This window comes from Streptomyces brasiliensis, from assembly GCF_014647875.1.
GTDB lineage: Bacteria > Actinomycetota > Actinomycetes > Streptomycetales > Streptomycetaceae > Streptomyces > Streptomyces brasiliensis.
Window position 1 is genome coordinate 1 of sequence record NZ_BMQA01000031.1, and the last position, 14,869, is coordinate 14,869.

The 14,869-nt window shown below is 70.4% G+C and carries 15 protein-coding genes and 2 pseudogenes; 9 read left to right on the forward strand and 8 right to left on the reverse strand.

Going from position 1 to position 14,869, the window contains the following annotated elements; genetic code table 11:
* Positions 1 to 181: 181 nt before the first annotated feature.
* From IEZ19_RS32645 to IEZ19_RS32655, 3 genes are read right to left on the reverse strand one after another with little or no spacing between them, the layout of a single operon-like run.
* Entirely contained in the window at positions 182 to 1,000 is an 819-nt protein-coding gene (locus IEZ19_RS32645; RefSeq protein ID WP_189314920.1) for a rod shape-determining protein, read from the reverse strand.
* The gene (locus tag IEZ19_RS32650) at positions 997 to 1,371 is read right to left on the reverse strand and encodes a TraR/DksA family transcriptional regulator (protein ID WP_189315002.1); all 375 of its coding nucleotides are present in this window, start codon (positions 1,369 to 1,371) and stop codon (positions 997 to 999) included. The genes IEZ19_RS32645 and IEZ19_RS32650 overlap by 4 nt, the downstream gene beginning before the upstream one ends.
* A 50-nt stretch (positions 1,372 to 1,421) precedes the next feature.
* Complete coding sequence (locus tag IEZ19_RS32655; protein ID WP_229841135.1) at positions 1,422 to 1,736, reverse strand: TraR/DksA family transcriptional regulator; 315 nt, start codon at positions 1,734 to 1,736, stop codon at positions 1,422 to 1,424.
* A gap of 283 nt (positions 1,737 to 2,019) precedes the next feature.
* Here IEZ19_RS32655 and IEZ19_RS32660 point away from each other — a divergent pair, with 283 nt between their 5' ends.
* The 8 genes and pseudogenes from IEZ19_RS32660 to IEZ19_RS32695 all read left to right on the forward strand — a co-directional run bounded on the left by IEZ19_RS32660 (position 2,020) and on the right by IEZ19_RS32695 (position 10,832).
* On the forward strand, positions 2,020 to 3,036 hold the full coding sequence (locus tag IEZ19_RS32660) for a HAMP domain-containing sensor histidine kinase (RefSeq protein WP_189314922.1): 1,017 nt from the start codon (positions 2,020 to 2,022) through the stop codon (positions 3,034 to 3,036).
* The gene (locus IEZ19_RS32665) at positions 3,033 to 3,698 is read left to right on the forward strand and encodes a response regulator (protein WP_189314923.1); all 666 of its coding nucleotides are present in this window, start codon (positions 3,033 to 3,035) and stop codon (positions 3,696 to 3,698) included. Before IEZ19_RS32660 ends, IEZ19_RS32665 begins: the two co-directional genes overlap by 4 nt.
* A gap of 32 nt (positions 3,699 to 3,730) precedes the next feature.
* A pseudogene (gene secF / locus IEZ19_RS32670) lies at positions 3,731 to 4,878 on the forward strand (protein translocase subunit SecF); the annotation flags it as partial.
* A 29-nt stretch (positions 4,879 to 4,907) separates the two neighbouring features.
* Positions 4,908 to 5,906: a LacI family DNA-binding transcriptional regulator gene (locus IEZ19_RS32675; RefSeq protein ID WP_189314924.1), complete on the forward strand. Its 999-nt coding sequence runs from the start codon at positions 4,908 to 4,910 to the stop codon at positions 5,904 to 5,906.
* A gap of 110 nt (positions 5,907 to 6,016) precedes the next feature.
* The gene (locus IEZ19_RS32680; protein ID WP_189314925.1) at positions 6,017 to 7,363 is read left to right on the forward strand and encodes an ABC transporter substrate-binding protein; all 1,347 of its coding nucleotides are present in this window, start codon (positions 6,017 to 6,019) and stop codon (positions 7,361 to 7,363) included.
* A 5-nt stretch (positions 7,364 to 7,368) separates the two neighbouring features.
* Positions 7,369 to 8,322 carry a carbohydrate ABC transporter permease gene (locus tag IEZ19_RS32685; protein WP_189314926.1) on the forward strand — a complete coding sequence of 318 codons (954 nt, stop codon included), beginning with the start codon at positions 7,369 to 7,371 and terminating at the stop codon, positions 8,320 to 8,322.
* A complete protein-coding gene (locus tag IEZ19_RS32690) occupies positions 8,319 to 9,194 on the forward strand; it encodes a carbohydrate ABC transporter permease (protein WP_189314927.1) in 876 nt (291 codons plus the stop codon). Before IEZ19_RS32685 ends, IEZ19_RS32690 begins: the two co-directional genes overlap by 4 nt.
* A 30-nt stretch (positions 9,195 to 9,224) precedes the next feature.
* Positions 9,225 to 10,832, forward strand: coding sequence for a glycoside hydrolase family 13 protein (locus IEZ19_RS32695; RefSeq protein WP_189314928.1), 1,608 nt, complete (start codon positions 9,225 to 9,227; stop codon positions 10,830 to 10,832).
* Positions 10,833 to 10,870: 38 nt separating this feature from the next.
* Here IEZ19_RS32695 and IEZ19_RS51305 read toward each other — a convergent pair.
* Positions 10,871 to 11,260 (reverse strand): annotated as a pseudogene (locus IEZ19_RS51305) (hypothetical protein); the annotation flags it as partial.
* A 44-nt stretch (positions 11,261 to 11,304) separates the two neighbouring features.
* Between IEZ19_RS51305 and IEZ19_RS32700 the strand changes: the two are divergent.
* A complete protein-coding gene (locus IEZ19_RS32700; protein ID WP_189314929.1) occupies positions 11,305 to 11,490 on the forward strand; it encodes a hypothetical protein in 186 nt (61 codons plus the stop codon).
* Here the strand turns inward: IEZ19_RS32700 and IEZ19_RS32705 are convergent.
* Genes IEZ19_RS32705 through IEZ19_RS32720 form a run of 4 tightly spaced genes read right to left on the reverse strand, consistent with a single transcriptional unit; the run spans position 11,459 to position 14,809 of the window.
* Positions 11,459 to 12,271, reverse strand: coding sequence for an ABC transporter ATP-binding protein (locus tag IEZ19_RS32705; RefSeq protein ID WP_189314930.1), 813 nt, complete (start codon positions 12,269 to 12,271; stop codon positions 11,459 to 11,461). The genes IEZ19_RS32700 and IEZ19_RS32705 overlap by 32 nt on opposite strands.
* A gap of 20 nt (positions 12,272 to 12,291) precedes the next feature.
* Positions 12,292 to 13,071 (reverse strand): ABC transporter permease, encoded by a 780-nt coding sequence (locus IEZ19_RS32710; protein WP_189314931.1) that lies wholly within the window; start codon positions 13,069 to 13,071, stop codon positions 12,292 to 12,294.
* Positions 13,068 to 13,841: an ABC transporter permease gene (locus IEZ19_RS32715; RefSeq protein ID WP_189314932.1), complete on the reverse strand. Its 774-nt coding sequence runs from the start codon at positions 13,839 to 13,841 to the stop codon at positions 13,068 to 13,070. Before IEZ19_RS32715 ends, IEZ19_RS32710 begins: the two co-directional genes overlap by 4 nt.
* Positions 13,838 to 14,809, reverse strand: coding sequence for an ABC transporter substrate-binding protein (locus IEZ19_RS32720; protein WP_189314933.1), 972 nt, complete (start codon positions 14,807 to 14,809; stop codon positions 13,838 to 13,840). The genes IEZ19_RS32715 and IEZ19_RS32720 overlap by 4 nt, the downstream gene beginning before the upstream one ends.
* Between the last annotated feature and the right edge of the window lie 60 nt (positions 14,810 to 14,869).

The window sequence follows — 14,869 nt, forward strand, 5'->3', positions numbered from 1 at the left end:
TGTGACCGGAAAGGTTCACCGGCTCGCGACGCCCGGCACGGCACCTCGCGGCGTTGTCGCCTCACTCGAGTACATCCAGTACGCGGGTGACGCTCCGCCTTGCGATGCACCGCACCGGACGCCGCGAGCTTCCCGGCAAACCTTCCCAGCCACAGCACTAGGCGGTGGCCTCGGGGCCGACCTAGTGGGGACCGGCGGTGGTGCGGACCTCGCCGGTGCTGGACGGGTGGGCGTGAGCGGCCGCGAGGAGAGTGGCGGCGCCGCGAACGGCGGCCGTCAGGGGCGCGGGGACGGCCCGTACAGGGGCGTGCAACCGGTCGGCGAGCCGATCGGCGAACTCAGGACGCAGCGCACCACCACCGGCGAGCAGCGGCCCTCGGCGCAGCGCGTCGGCGGTCTGCGACGTGCGGTCCTGTCCCAGCATCGCGGTCACCATGCCGGCCACCGTGTCGACCGGATCCGGGACGGCGGTGGCGTCGTCGAGGTCGTCCGTGCCCAGGAACGTGGAGCGGGCGTCGACGACCGCGCCGTCCGCCAGCAGCACGACCTCGGTGAGCTGGGCGCCGATGTCCGCCACGAGCAGCGGGCGCGACAGATCGGCGCGCGCGGCACACGCCACGGCCCGCGCCGCCGGGACCGTCAGCACGCTCCGCGGACGCAGGACCTCGACGGCCGCACGGACGTCGGTCCGGAAGGCGACACCGCCCAGGGCGGGCACGGCCACGACCACCAGAGGACAGTGCGGGCCGGACAAGCGGTCGCCGAGCAGATGCTCGAGCACCCGGGCGGTACCCGGGGTGTCCACGATCGCACCGCGCCGCACGGGACGGACGGCGCCGGGGAAGGCGATGGTCGGCCGCTCCAGGACGGCACCCGCGCCGCAGATCCAGGCGCGCGTGCGGGCACTGCCCAGGTCGAGCGCGACGCCGGAGCACCTTCGGCACCTGGGCCACGACCCATGGCCGTCCGCGGTGGTACGGGGTCGGCGTGCCGTGCTCACCGGCCGGCCTCCCGCACCTGCTGGCAGCGGGAGCAGTAGCGGGCCTGGGGAACGATCATCAGCCGTTCACAGGCGATCGGACGCCGGCACAGATGACAGACGCCGTACCGCCCCTGGGCCATGCGCTCCAGGGCCGCCTCCACGTCGGCCAGTACCATGCGGGCGGAGGCGGCGAGCCTGACACGCACCTCGGCCCGCGAGGAGGACCACTGCCCGCGCGAGGCGTCCACGCAAGTTCGGGACGCGGCTGTCATCTGCCGCAGCTGTTCCCGGCGGAACGAGCGCTGCTCGTGCAGCAGCTCACGGAGCGCGGCGAGGTCCTCGACGGACAGAGCCGGCTTCGGCACGCCGGTGACCTGGTTGTTCACCACTTCACCCCACGGACGGGAGACGGAGGACGGCCGGTACGGCCGGGACACGGTCAGGAACTGTGGCGCTGGCACGCAACGCAGAACGGTGTGTACGGCAGGATCTCCAGGCGTTCCGCGGGCACGGGCCGGGCGCAGCCCAGGCACGTTCCATAGGTGCCGTCCTCGACGCGGTCGAAGGCCTCGTCGATCTGCTGGAGCACCTGCCGGATGGCTTCCTTCTGGTGGGAGACCAGCGGGTCGTCGTTCGCCGGGCCGGTCTCCCCGAGCGCCCGCAGCTGGATCAGCCGCGCGTCGCGGGCATGCTGGAGGCGCCGGCGCGCCTCGTCTGCGGTCGGAAGCTCGCTGCGGGACGTGTCGAGTGACAAGACGGTCCTCTCCTTCGGGCGGTCGGCTGCTCTTCCCCAGCCTGGCCGTCCGAACGGGGAAGTCCCATCGGGTGCGGGACCCATCTCCCGGGGGTCGGAGGACCCATCCGGGGGGAATGGGTGTCCCGCCCCCGGCGAAATGGGGTCCGGCTCCCATCGCCCCGTGCGCCGGGGTGGGACAGGCTGGCCGCGGACCCGACCGGAGCAGGGGACCGCGGGTCACTCCCGGACGCGCGATGACGGAGAGTGGAAGCAGACAGTGTCTGGAAGGAGGCGTACCCCTGTGTCGTTGTTCTGGCGGATCTTCGCGCTGAACGGCGTGGTGCTGGGCACCGCCACGGCACTGCTGCTGTGGGGCCCGGTCACCGTCTCGGTCCCCGTCGTGCTGACCGAGGCGGTGATCCTGGTGGGAGGTCTCGTCGTCATGCTCGTCGCCAACGCGGCCCTGCTGCGGCTCGGCCTGGCTCCGCTCGCCCGGCTCACCCGGCTGATGACCACCGTGGATCTACTGCGTCCCGGCCAGCGGCTGCCGGCGGACGGCAGCGGCGAGGTCGCCGAGGTGATCCGCACCTTCAACCTCATGCTGGACCGGCTGGAGACGGAACGGGCCACGAGCAGCGCCCGCGTCCTGCTCGCCGCCGAGGCCGAACGGCGCCGTATCGCCCAGGAACTGCACGACGAGGTCGGCCAGAGCATGACCGCGATCCTGCTGTCGCTGAAGCGGGCGTCCGACGAGGCGGACGAGCCGTTGCGCGGTGAGCTGCGGCAGGTCCAGGAGATCACCAGGGAGAGCCTGGACGACGTCCGCCGGCTGGTGCGCCGGCTGCGACCGGGAGTCCTGGACGACCTCGGCCTGGTCAGCGCCCTGACCTCGCTCAGCACCGAGGTCGCCGCGCACACCGGCCTGCGTGTGGTGCGCCGCTTCGACGCCGATCTGCCCGTACTGGATCCGGAGACCGAACTCGTGCTGTACCGGGTGGTTCAGGAGGGGCTGACCAACGTCGCCCGGCACGCGGACGCCTCACGCGTCGAGGTGAGCCTGAGCCACAGTCCGGGCACCCTGGAACTCGCCGTCACGGACGACGGCCGGGGCACGGCCGCCGCCTGCGAGGGCGCCGGAATCCGCGGCATGCGTGAGCGGGCCCTGCTCATCGGCGCCACGCTCGACATCTCCTCCGCGCCCGGGTCCGGCACGCGGATCCGCCTGGCTGTGCCCGTTCCGGTCCCGGCTCCCGAGCCCGGACCCGGCGACGCTTCCGCCCCCGAGCACCCCGCTCCCGTTCCCGGAAAGCAGTCATGACCGTCTCCGCCCCGTCCCCGATCCGCATCCTCCTGGCCGACGACCACGCCCTGGTACGTCGCGGGGTGCGGCTCATCCTCGACCGGGAGCCGGACCTGGAGGTCGTCGCCGAGGCCGGGGACGGCGCGGAGGCCATCGCGCTGGCCCGCACCCACGACATCGACCTCGCCGTCCTGGACATCGCCATGCCGCGCCTGACCGGTCTCCAGGCCGCGCGGGAACTGGCCGCGCTCAAGCCGGGGCTGCGCATCCTGATGCTGACGATGCACGACAACGAGCAGTACTTCTTCCAGGCACTGAAGGCCGGCGCCTGCGGATACGTCCTGAAGTCCGTGGCCGACCGGGACCTGGTCGCCGCCTGCCGGGCCGCGATGCGTGACGAGCCGTTCCTGTATCCCGGCGCGGTGACCGCCCTGATCCGCAACTACCTCGACCGGGTCCGCCACGGCGAGGAAGCCCCCGACCAGGTCCTGACGCCCCGCGAGGAGGAAGTCCTCAAGCTCGTCGCAGAAGGGCACTCCTCCAAGGAGATCGCCGAGCTTCTCTTCATCAGCGTCAAGACCGTCCAGCGGCACCGCGCGAACCTGCTGCACAAGCTTGGCCTGCGAGACCGTCTCGACCTCACCCGCTACGCCATCCGCGTCGGCCTCATCGAACCCTGAACCCGGCGACAACGGGACAGACGCCAGGAGGGAGGGGGAGAGGCATGCCCCGGTCACCGCGTGACGCCCCCGCCCGAGGCCGTCTACGGGCGGTGTGCGCGCTCGTGGTGCTGGTCGCGACGGTTCTGGCGCTGCTCGGCGCCGGCACGGCGGGCACACCGGGGATGGCACCGGTGCTGGCCTCCATGCTGAGTGCCCTGGTGATCACCGCGTCCTCGCCGAATGGGCCGTTGACCGTGCGTGGGTGCGGCGGCGCCTACGCCTCACCGGCATCGCGGGAACCGGTACCGTCCGCGACCGTCTCCTGCGCCGCAACCCCCAGCTGATGCGCCGCCCGCGGCGGTGGCTGGCCGCTTCCGCGGCCGTCCTCGTCCTGGCCGGCTCCGGCATCGCGGTGCGTGGTGTGGACCTCGGTGTCGAATTCACGGGCGGGCGGCTCATCGAGTACTCCACCGCGACCCCGGTCGACCCGGACCGGGCCCGCGCCGCCCTCGCGGACGCCGGGTTCCCGCGCGTCGTCGTCCAGTCCTCGGACGAGGAGCAACTCACGCTGCGCACCGGCCGGTTGACCGACCCCGAAGAGGCCCGGGTCACCGACACCGTACGCAATCTCGGGGGAACGGCGGACAAGGTCGGGGACCACATGGTCGGTCCGAGCCTCGGCAAGGAACTGCGGCAGGCGGCACTGAGCGCCCTCGTCCTGGCCCTCGGCGCCCAACTCCTTTACCTCGCCGCGCGGTTCCGGTGGGTCTTCGGTACGGCCGCGGTCACCGCCCTGGCCCACGACGTGATCGTTCTCGTCGGTGTCTTCGCGTGGCTCGGCAAGCCGATCGACGGCGTCTTCGTCGCCGCCCTGCTCACCGTCATCGGCTACTCGGGCAACAACTCCGTCGTCGTGTTCGACCGCATCAGGGAACGGTGGCGCTCCGGGGCCGGTGCGTCCTTCGCGCAGCTGACGAACCGGGCGATCCTGCAGACGCTGCCGCGCACCCTCAACACCGGCCTAGGGGCGGCGTTCATCCGCACCGCACTGGCCGTGCTCGGCGGCGAGGCGCTGGGCGACTTCGCCCTCGCCCTGCTCGTCGGACTGGTGATCGGCACCTACTCCTCGGTCTTCACCGCCGCCCCGGTGGCCCTGGAACTGCAGGCGCACATCTCCTCCACTCCTCGACGCAAATGACTTGCGTTTCTTGCGCTATTCTTGCGTGCATGACGCGACGACTTGCGGAAGTGGCGAAGAAGGTCGGGGTCAGCGAGGCCACGGTCAGCCGGGTGCTCAACAACAAGCCCGGGGTCTCCGAAGCCACCCGGCAGGCGGTGCTGTCCGCCCTCGACGTCCTCGGCTACGAGCGGCCGACCCAGCTGCGCGGCGAGCGGGCGCGGCTGGTCGGGCTGGTCCTGCCCGAGCTGCAGAACCCCATCTTCCCGGCGTTCGCCGAGGTCATCGGCGGCGCCCTCGCCCAGCTCGGTCTCACCTCCGTGCTGTGCACGCAGACCAAGGGCGGCGTCTCCGAGGCGGACTACGTGCGGCTGCTGCTGCAACAGCAGGTCTCCGGCGTCGTGTTCGCCGGCGGCCTGTACGCCCAGGCGGACGCGCCGCACGACCACTACCGGCTGCTCGCGGACCGCAACATCCCGGTGGTGCTGGTCAACGCGGCCATCGAACACCTCGGCTTTCCCGGCGTCTCCTGCGACGACGCCGTGGCCGTCGAGCAGGCGTGGCGGCACCTCTCCTCGCTGGGGCACGAGCGGATCGGGCTCGTGCTCGGGCCCGGGGACCACGTCCCGTCCGCGCGCAAGCTCGCCGCGGCGCGGGCGATCGCCGGGGAGTTGCCGGAGGAGTTCGTCGCCCGCGCCATCTTCTCGATCGAAGGCGGTCACGCCGCGGCGTCCAAGCTCATCGACCGCGGCGTCACCGGGTTCATCTGCGCCAGCGACCCGCTCGCGCTCGGGGTCGTACGCGCCGCCCGCCGCAGGGGACTTGACGTCCCGTCACAGATATCCGTCGTGGGATACGACGACTCGGCGCTGATGAACTGCACGGAACCGCCCCTCACCACCGTCCGGCAGCCCATCGAGTCGATGGGCAAGGCCGCCGTCGAGCTGCTGAACGCGCAGATCGGAGGCAGTTCCGTACCGGCCGACGAGCTGCTCTTCGAGCCCGAGCTGGTGGTCCGCGGGTCGACGGGGCAAGCGCCCCGTCGCTGAGATCCGCTCTACTGTCGAATAATTACAGATTCTGCGCGACATCTTGCGGACGGATGTCGGCGGTGCTTGAGTGTGCGGCGCCCACCGCTCCTGCCCAGAGGGGTCCACCGATGAGAAGCACCGGGTTCCGCCGTACCTTCGCAGCGCTCAGCGTCTGTTCCCTTGCCCTGGCCGTCTCCGCCTGCGGGTCGAGCGACGAGTCCTCCGGCGGCAAGACCCGCATCACGGTCAACTGCGAGCCACCCAAGAGCGCCAAGGTCGACCGTTCGTTCTTCGAGCAGGACATCGCGTCCTTCGAGAAGCAGAACCCGGACATCGACGTCGTCGCGCACGACGCGTTCCCCTGCCAGGACCCGAAGACGTTCGACGCCAAACTCGCCGGCGGTCAGATGGAGGACGTCTTCTACACGTACTTCACCGACGCGAAGCACGTCGTGGACATCAACCAGGCGGCCGATCTCACGTCGTACGTCAAGGAGGTGAAGAGCTACGACACCATCCAGCAGCAGCTGCGCGACATCTACACCGTCGACGGCAAGATCTACGGTATCCCGCGCACCGGCTACTCGATGGGCCTGATCTACAACAAGAAGCTCTTCGCCCAGGCCGGCCTCGACCCCGAGAAGCCCCCGGCCACCTGGGAGGAGCTCCGCGCGGACGCCAGGAAGATCGCCGCGCTCGGCAACGGCACCGTCGGCTATGCCGACTACAGCGCCCAGAACCAGGGGGGTTGGCACTTCACGGCCGAGCTGTACTCGCAGGGCGGCGACGTCGTCAGCGCCGACGGCAAGAAGGCCACCATCGACACCCCCGAGGGCCACGCAGTCCTGCAGAACCTGCACGACATGCGGTGGACCGACAACTCGATGGGCAGCAAGCAGCTCCTCGTCATCAACGACGTGCAGCAGCTGATGGGTTCGGGCAAGCTCGGCATGTACCTCTCCGCGCCGGACAACATCCCGATCCTGGTGAAGGAGAAGGGCGGCAACTACAAGGACCTCGCCCTCGCCCCCATGCCCGGCGGCAAGGGCACGCTCATCGGCGGCGACGGCTACATGTTCAACAAGAAGGCCACGCCCGCCCAGATCCGCGCCGGCCTCAAGTGGCTCGACCACATGTTCCTCACCCCCGGCAAGGGCTTCCTCGGCGACTACGCCCGCGCCAAGAAGCAGGACGCCCCGGTCGGACTGCCCGAGCCGCGCCTGTTCGCCGGCGCCGCCGACGCCAAGGACCAAGAGGTCAAGAAGGCCAACGCCAACGTCCCGGTGGAGAACTACCAGGCCTTCCTCGACGGCAACCAGAGCCTCGAGATGAAGATCGAGCCGCCGAACGCGCAGCAGATCTACTCCGTCCTCGACGGCGCGGTCTCCGCCGTCCTCACCAAGAAGGACGCGGACATCGACCAGCTGCTCAAGCAGGCCTCCGGCAAGATCGACAGCATCCTGGCCCGGAGCTGACGGAGATGACGAAGACGGCCGCACGGCGACCCGCCGAGGTCATCGCCGTACGCCAGGTCCCGGCACCGCCCCCGGTAGGGGGCCGGGGGCGGCGCCGCCTCCTCGACCAGGTCCACGCCTACGGCTTCCTGCTCGGCGGGGTGCTCTGCTTCGCGCTGTTCTCCTGGTACCCGGCGATCCGCGCGGTCGTCATCGCCTTCCAGAAGTACACGCCCGGCTCCCCGCCCGAATGGGTCGGCACCGCCAACTTCACCCGCGTCTGGCACGACCCCGAGTTCGCCGCGGCCTGGCGCAACACCCTCACCTTCACCCTGCTGGCCCTGCTCATCGGCTTCGCGATCCCGTTCGTCCTGGCCCTGGTCCTCAACGAGCTGCGGCACGCGAAGGCGTTCTTCCGGGTCGTGGTCTATCTGCCGGTGATGATCCCACCGGTGGTCAGCGCCCTGCTGTGGAAGTGGTTCTACGATCCGGGAGCCGGCCTCGCCAACGAGGCGCTGCGCTTCCTGCACCTGCCCACCTCGGACTGGTCCAACGGCGCCGACACCGCACTGATCTCCCTGGTGATCGTGGCCACGTGGGCCAACATGGGCGGCACAGTCCTGATCTACCTCGCCGCCCTCCAGTCCATCCCGGGCGAGCTGTACGAGGCCGCCGAACTCGACGGCGCCAACCTGCTCCAGCGCATCCGGCACGTGACGATCCCGCAGACCAGGTTCGTCATCTTCATGCTGATGCTCCTTCAGATCATCGCCACGATGCAGGTGTTCACCGAGCCGTTCGTCATCACGGGCGGCGGCCCAGAGAACGCGACGGTCACCGTCCTCTACCTCATCTACAAATACGCCTTCCTCTACAACGACTTCGGCGGGGCCTGTGCGCTCAGCGTCATGCTCCTGGTCCTGCTCGGCGTCTTCTCCGCCCTGTATCTGCGGCTCACCCGCTCCGAAGGGGACGCATGAGCACCCGGACCCTCGTCTCCCCGGCAACCCTGGCCCGCCCGCGTGGCAGGGCGGCGTACTGGACCGTCTTCACCACGGTCGTCCTGCTGTTCGCGCTCGCGTTCCTCTTCCCCGTCTACTGGATGGTGACCGGCGCGATGAAGTCGCCGGACGAGGTGGCGCAGACCCCGCCCACCCTCGTGCCGAAGCAGTGGCATCTCACCGGCTACACCGACGCCTGGGATCTGATGCAGCTCCCGCAGCACCTGTGGAACACGGTGGTGCAGGCCGCCGGCGCCTGGGTGTTCCAGCTGGTGCTCTGCACGGCCGCCGCCTACGCCCTGTCCAAGCTGAAACCCGCGTTCGGCAAGGTGATCCTCGGTGGCATCCTGGCCACCCTGATGGTGCCGGCCCAGGCCCTGGTCGTACCGAAGTACCTGACTGTCGCCGACCTGCCACTGATCCACACCAGCCTGCTCAACGACCCCCTCGCCATCTGGCTGCCGGCCGTCGCCAACGCCTTCAACCTCTACCTCCTGAAGCGGTTCTTCGACCAGCTGCCGCGTGACGTGCTGGAGGCCGCCGAGATCGACGGCGCCGGCAGGCTGCGCATCCTGTGGTCGATCGTGCTGCCCATGTCCCGGCCGGTGCTCGGTGTTGTCTCGATCTTCGCCCTTGTCGCCGTGTGGCAGGACTTCCTGTGGCCGCTGATGGTGTTCTCCGACACCGACAAACAGCCGATCAGCGTGGCCCTCGTCCAGTTGTCGCAGAACATCCAGCTGACCGTGCTCATCGCCGCGATGGTGATCGCCAGCATTCCGATGGCCGCGCTGTTCCTCGTCTTCCAGCGGCACATCATCGCCGGGATCAGCGCGGGCAGCACCAAGCGCTGACACGGCCCCCTCGACAGAAAGGCACACGCAGTGGGACAGCCCACCCATGCCCGAAACAGCCAGGAGTGGTGGCGCTCCGCCGTCATCTACCAGGTGTACGTCCGCAGCTTCGCGGACGGCGACGGGGACGGCACCGGCGATCTCGCGGGCGTCCGCTCCAGGCTGCCGTACCTCGCCGAACTCGGCGTGCACGCCCTCTGGTTCACTCCCTGGTATCTCTCACCCCTGAAGGACGGCGGCTACGACGTCGCCGACTACCGGGCCATCGACCCGGCCTTCGGGACCCTCGCCGAGGCGGAGAAGCTCATCTCCGAGGCGCGGGAGCTGGGCATCCGCACCATCGTCGACATCGTGCCCAACCACGTCTCCGACCAGCACCCCTGGTTCCAGGCCGCGCTCGCCGCAGGCCCCGGCAGCCCCGAGCGCGAGCTGTTCCACTTCCGGCCCGGACGCGGGGAGAACGGCGAACTCCCGCCCAACGACTGGCCGTCGCAGTTCGTCGGCTCGACCGAGCCCGTGTGGACCCGGCTGCCCGACGGCGACTGGTATCTGCACCTGTTCACGCCGGAGCAGCCCGACCTCAACTGGGCGCATCCGGCGGTCCGTCAGGAGCACGAGGACATCCTGCGCTTCTGGTTCGAGCGCGGCGTCGCGGGCGTGCGCATCGACTCCGCCGCGCTGCTCGCCAAGGACCCCGACCTGCCGGACTTCGTCGAGGGCCGTGATCCCAACCCCCTCGTCGACCGCGACGAACTCCACGACATCTACCGCTCCTGGCGGACGGTGGCCGACGACTACGACGGCGTGTTCGTCGGCGAGGTCTGGCTGCCCGACGCCGAACGCTTCGCCCGCTATCTGCGCCCCGACGAACTGCACACCGCCTTCAACTTCTCTTTCCTGTCCTGCCCCTGGGACGCCGGCAGACTGCGCGCGTCGATCGACACGACCCTCGCCGAGCACGCTCCGGTGGGTGCCCCGGCCACCTGGGTGCTGTGCAACCACGACGTGACGCGCACGGTCACCCGGTACGGCCGCACCGAGACCGGCTTCGACTTCGCCGACAAGGCCTTCGGTACCCCCACCGACCTGGCCCTCGGCACCCGCCGTGCCCGTGCGGCCGCCCTGCTGTCGCTGGCCCTGCCCGGCGCGGTGTACCTCTACCAGGGCGAGGAACTGGGCCTGCCCGAGGCCGACATCTCCGTCGACCGCATCCAGGACCCGATGTACTTCCGCTCGGGCGGCGCCGACCCCGGCCGGGACGGCTGCCGGGTTCCGCTGCCCTGGGTGGCCGGGGCGCCGTTCGCCGGGTTCGGCTCCCGCGAGGAACCGTGGCTTCCGCAGCCGGCCGGGTGGGCGGACTACGCCGCAGACCTCCAGGCAGCGGACCCGAAGTCGATGCTCGCCCTGTACCGGGCAGCGATTCGGCTGCGGCCCGCGTTCGGCGACGCCCCCCTGACCTGGCTCCCCGCCCCCCAGGGTGTCCTCGCCTTCATCCGCGCCGACGGCGTGACCTGTGTGGTGAACCTCGCCGACACCCCCGCCGACCTCCCCCCGCACACCCAACTCCTCCTCTCCAGCGGCCCGTTGGACGACCAGGGCCGGCTGCCGCAGGACACGGCGGCCTGGCTGCGCGCCTGAGCCGCCGCCGTACCACCCCTGCTATCCCCGCACCGTTCCTAAGGACTGGGCGGGAGTGAGTCCTGGTGCCAGAACCCGTGCTCAGCCGTATGCCCCGAACGGTGCTGGGCATGCTGGTCGCCCGCTTTCGCTCCGCGTCCAGCGCCGGCGGATCGTGTCCGTGGTCCGGGAATGCGGGGGCGGGGTCCCTCACGCCGTCGGGTGCCTGGTCCGGCCTGGGCGGTCCGAGGCCCGTGCCCATCGCTCTGGTGGGTGCGGGGCGGTGTCGTCCGTCGCCGGATCGGGTGCCCGAGGGCGCGTCTTCCGATCGCCACGGCGGCGGCGTCGTGGCGAGTGGTCTTCCTGGCGCTGGTGGTCAGTGGCTTTTGCCAGTGCTGGGCGCCCCACCGGGAGGTGTAGGCCGGGTCGACCGCGACGAGCGCGATGCCCTGCCCGGCGGGCGTGACGCTCACCCACGCACGCCGGCACCCACATGAACCCGCTCAACCGGAAGCAGCTCCGCACCCCCACCACGAAGGGATCAGCACATGGACAGCAGCACCCGCAGATATCCCTGCCCAGCGGCACCAGCCTGCGTCATATGCGGCTGACCGTCAGCGCCAACACCGGCTGGCCGGCGGGGCAGTTCAGTGAAGTGGAGGCGTATCTGACTTCGTGACCGTGACGACCGGTGTCCCGCGCTTCGCCGCCTGGATCTGCTCGTACACATGGGTCCGCAGTTCGGCGAAGCGCGGGGCCACCCGGGTGTGCAACTGGTCGCGCTCGTCGGGGAGATCGACCTTCAGCTGCTCCTGCACGACGGTGGGGGAGGCGGACAGGACGACCACGCGCTCGCCCAGGTACACGGCCTCGTCGATGTCGTGGGTGACGAACAGGATCGTGATCCCTCGTTCCCGCCACAGCCCCCGGACGAGGTCCTCCAGATCGGCGCGCGTCTGCGCGTCGACCGCGGCGAACGGCTCGTCCATCAGCAGGACACGCGGTTCGTAGGCCAGCGCCCGCGCGATCGCCACCCGCTGCTGCATCCCGCCGGACAACTGCCACGGATACGCCCCGGCCGCGTCCGCGAGCCCGACCGACCGAAGGGCGTCGGCGACCAGCTCCCGACGCCGAGACCTGCTCAAGTTCTTCTGTTTCAGCGGCAGTTCGACGTTCTCGCCGACCCGCATCCACGGGAACAGACTGCGTCCGTACTCCTGGAACACGAACGCCATCCCGGGCGGCGGTCCGGTCACCCGCCGGCCCTCCAGCAGGACATCGCCCGCCGTCGGTGCGAGCAGACCGCCCATGCACTTCAGCAGGGTCGTCTTGCCGCACCCCGACGGGCCGACGAGACACACCAGTTCCCCCGCCTCCACGGTGAAGGTGAGGTCGCGGACCGCCTCCACCCGGCGGCCCGACCCCTCGTAGACCTTCTTGAGGCCGCGTACGTCGAGCATGGAACGCCCTTTCGCGTCAGTCACGGCGTCCGCCGGGTCGAGGCGCGCAGACCGTGGTACCAGCCGAGCACCCGCCGCTCCACCAGCTGGAAGACGACGGACAGGAGGAAGCCGAGCAGACCGAGGACGAGGATCCCGGTCCACATGTCGGGGATGGCGAAGCTCCGCTGGAACTGGACGACGGTGAAGCCGATGCCGTCGCTCGCCGCGAACATCTCGCTGATGACCATGAGGATGATGCCGATGGACAGCGCCTGGCGCAGCCCCGCGAAGATCTGCGGGCTCGCCGAACGCAGCACCAGATGGCGCAGCCGGGTCACGCCCGTGATGCCGTACGAGCGGGCCGTCTCCAGCATCACGGAGTCCACCGCGCGCACGCCCTCGACGGTGTTGAGCAGCACCGGCCACACGCAGCCGCTCGCGATCACCACGATCTTCATCGTGTCGCCGATGCCCGCGAACAGCATGATGACCGGGACCAGCACGGGCGGCGGCACCGCGCGCAGGAACTCCAGGACCGGTTCGCACACCGCGCGCACCCGCCGGGAGGAGCCGATCAGTGTGCCGAGCCCCACGCCGACGGCGGCCGCGAGCGCGTAGCCCGCGGCCAGGCGCAGCACGCTCGGGAACACGTCCGTGCGCAGCCGGTCGGCGGTCCAGACGTCCGGGAAGGTCTTCAGGATCGTGCGCAGCGGTGGCCAGTAGACGTCCGTGCTGCCGTCGGAGGCGAACCACCAGGCCAGCAGGAGCAGCACGGGCAGGGCGAGGACGAAGACCGTCCGCAGCAGCAACCGCCTCACACCGCCACCTCCCCGCGCACCGACTGGTGCCAGGCCAGCGCCCGCCGCTCCACCGTACGCGCTCCCACGTTGATGCACAGCCCCAGCAGGCCCGAGACCACGATGAGCGCGTACATCTCCGGCACCGCCTGCGAGGTCTGCGCGACGGCGATCCGCTTGCCCAACCCCGGTGCCCCGATGACGAGTTCGGCGGTGATGGCGAGGATCAACGCCACCGAGGCCGCAAGCCGCACCCCGGTCATGACGTACGGCAGCGCCGTCGGCCACAGGACGTGGCGCACCCGCGCCCAGGTGCCGAGGCCGTACGAGCGTGCCGTCTCGTCGGCGACGGGGTCGACGTCCTGGACGCCGTACAGGGTCTGCACGAGGACCTGCCAGAAGGAGGCGTACACCACCAGGAGCAGCACCGAGCGCAGTTCGGTGCCGTACAGCAGCACGGCGAGCGGGATCAGCGCCACCGACGGGATGGGGCGCAGGAACTCGATCGTGGACGCCGTCGCCTCGCGCAGATACGGCACGACGGAGACGAGCACGCCCACCACGACGCCGGCGCTCACCGCGATGGCGAGGCCGAGCGCCCAGCCGGTGAGGGTGTCGCCGAGCGCCGTCCAGAACGCGCCGTCCCGCACCTCGTCCACCAGGGCGGAGGCGATCCGGCTGGTGGGCGGGAAGTAGGCCTCCTTGACCAGACCGAGCCGCGGTACCGCCTCGCCCAGGGCGAGGAAGGCCGCGAGTCCGGCCGTACCCAGTGCGATCCCGGAGCCCCTCACGGCAGCAGCTTGTCCAGGTCCGGGGCCGTCTTGAACAGGCCGTCCTGCTCGCCCAGCTTCTCCAGGGCCTCGATGGAGGCGCGGTTCGGGTCGGCCGGCCACTTCGGCAGGGTCACCTTCGCGAGCACCGTCGCCGGGATCTTCGTGTACGTCGTGACGATCTGCCGCACCTCGTCGGGGTGGGCGTCCGCGTAGGCCAGGGACTCGGCGGTGGCCTCCTGGAACTTCTTGACGAGGTCCGGGTTCTGCTGCGCGTACTGGTTGGACGTGAAGTACATGGCCACGGTGAGGTTCGCCGCGACGTCGACGAGGGAGGAGGTGACCTCGTGGCCGCCCTGGCTGAGCACCGTGGCGAGGGCGGGTTCGACCACCATGGCGGCGTCGATCTGGCCCTGGTCGAGCGCGGCCGGCATCTGGTCGAAGGCCATCTCGACGAACTTCACCTTGTCCGGGTCGCCGCCCGCCTTGCGCACCGACTTGCGCACCGCCGACTCGTTGATGTTCTTCAGGGTGTTGACGGCGACCTTCCTGCCCTCGAAGTCCTTCGCGGTCTTGATCGGGCTGCCCTTCTTCACGACGACCGCGCCGAAGTCCTTGCCCGCCACACCCGTCGAGGCCACACCGTTCGCGACCGCCTTCACCGGCACGTTCTGGGACTGGGCGATCATCAGCGAGGTCATGTTGGAGAAGCCGAACTGGAACTGGCCACTGACGACGCCCGGCACGATCGCGGCGCCACCCTGCGCGGTCGTCATGGCGAGTTTCAGGCCGTGCTTGGCATAGATTCCCTTCTGCCGGCCGAGGTAGATCGGGGCGACGTCGACGATCGGGATGACGCCCACCTTGACCGTGGTGGTGCCGCCCGGCGAGGCGTCCTTGTCCGATCCGCCTCCGCCGTCGGACGAGCCGCAGGCCGTCGCGGCGAGCAGCAGACTTCCGGCCGCCAGGCCGACGAGCAGACGACGCATGGCTCCTCCTGAGCAATGGGCGGTGCGACGGTGTTCCGGCAGGCTGTGCGCACAGCGCAC

Bases quoted from the DNA above. Each gene is read 5' to 3' on its own strand.
- IEZ19_RS32665 (WP_189314923.1), top strand. From the start codon at position 3,033: ATGACCGTCTCCGCCCCGTCCCCGATCCGCATCCTCCTGGCCGACGAC.
- IEZ19_RS32675 (WP_189314924.1), top strand. From the start codon at position 4,908: ATGACGCGACGACTTGCGGAAGTGGCGAAGAAGGTCGGGGTCAGCGAG.
- IEZ19_RS32680 (WP_189314925.1), top strand. From the start codon at position 6,017: ATGAGAAGCACCGGGTTCCGCCGTACCTTCGCAGCGCTCAGCGTCTGT.
- IEZ19_RS32685 (WP_189314926.1), top strand. From the start codon at position 7,369: ATGACGAAGACGGCCGCACGGCGACCCGCCGAGGTCATCGCCGTACGC.
- IEZ19_RS32690 (WP_189314927.1), top strand. From the start codon at position 8,319: ATGAGCACCCGGACCCTCGTCTCCCCGGCAACCCTGGCCCGCCCGCGT.
- IEZ19_RS32700 (WP_189314929.1), top strand. From the start codon at position 11,305: ATGAACCCGCTCAACCGGAAGCAGCTCCGCACCCCCACCACGAAGGGA.
- IEZ19_RS32705 (WP_189314930.1), bottom strand. From the start codon at position 12,271: ATGCTCGACGTACGCGGCCTCAAGAAGGTCTACGAGGGGTCGGGCCGC.
- IEZ19_RS32720 (WP_189314933.1), bottom strand. From the start codon at position 14,809: ATGCGTCGTCTGCTCGTCGGCCTGGCGGCCGGAAGTCTGCTGCTCGCC.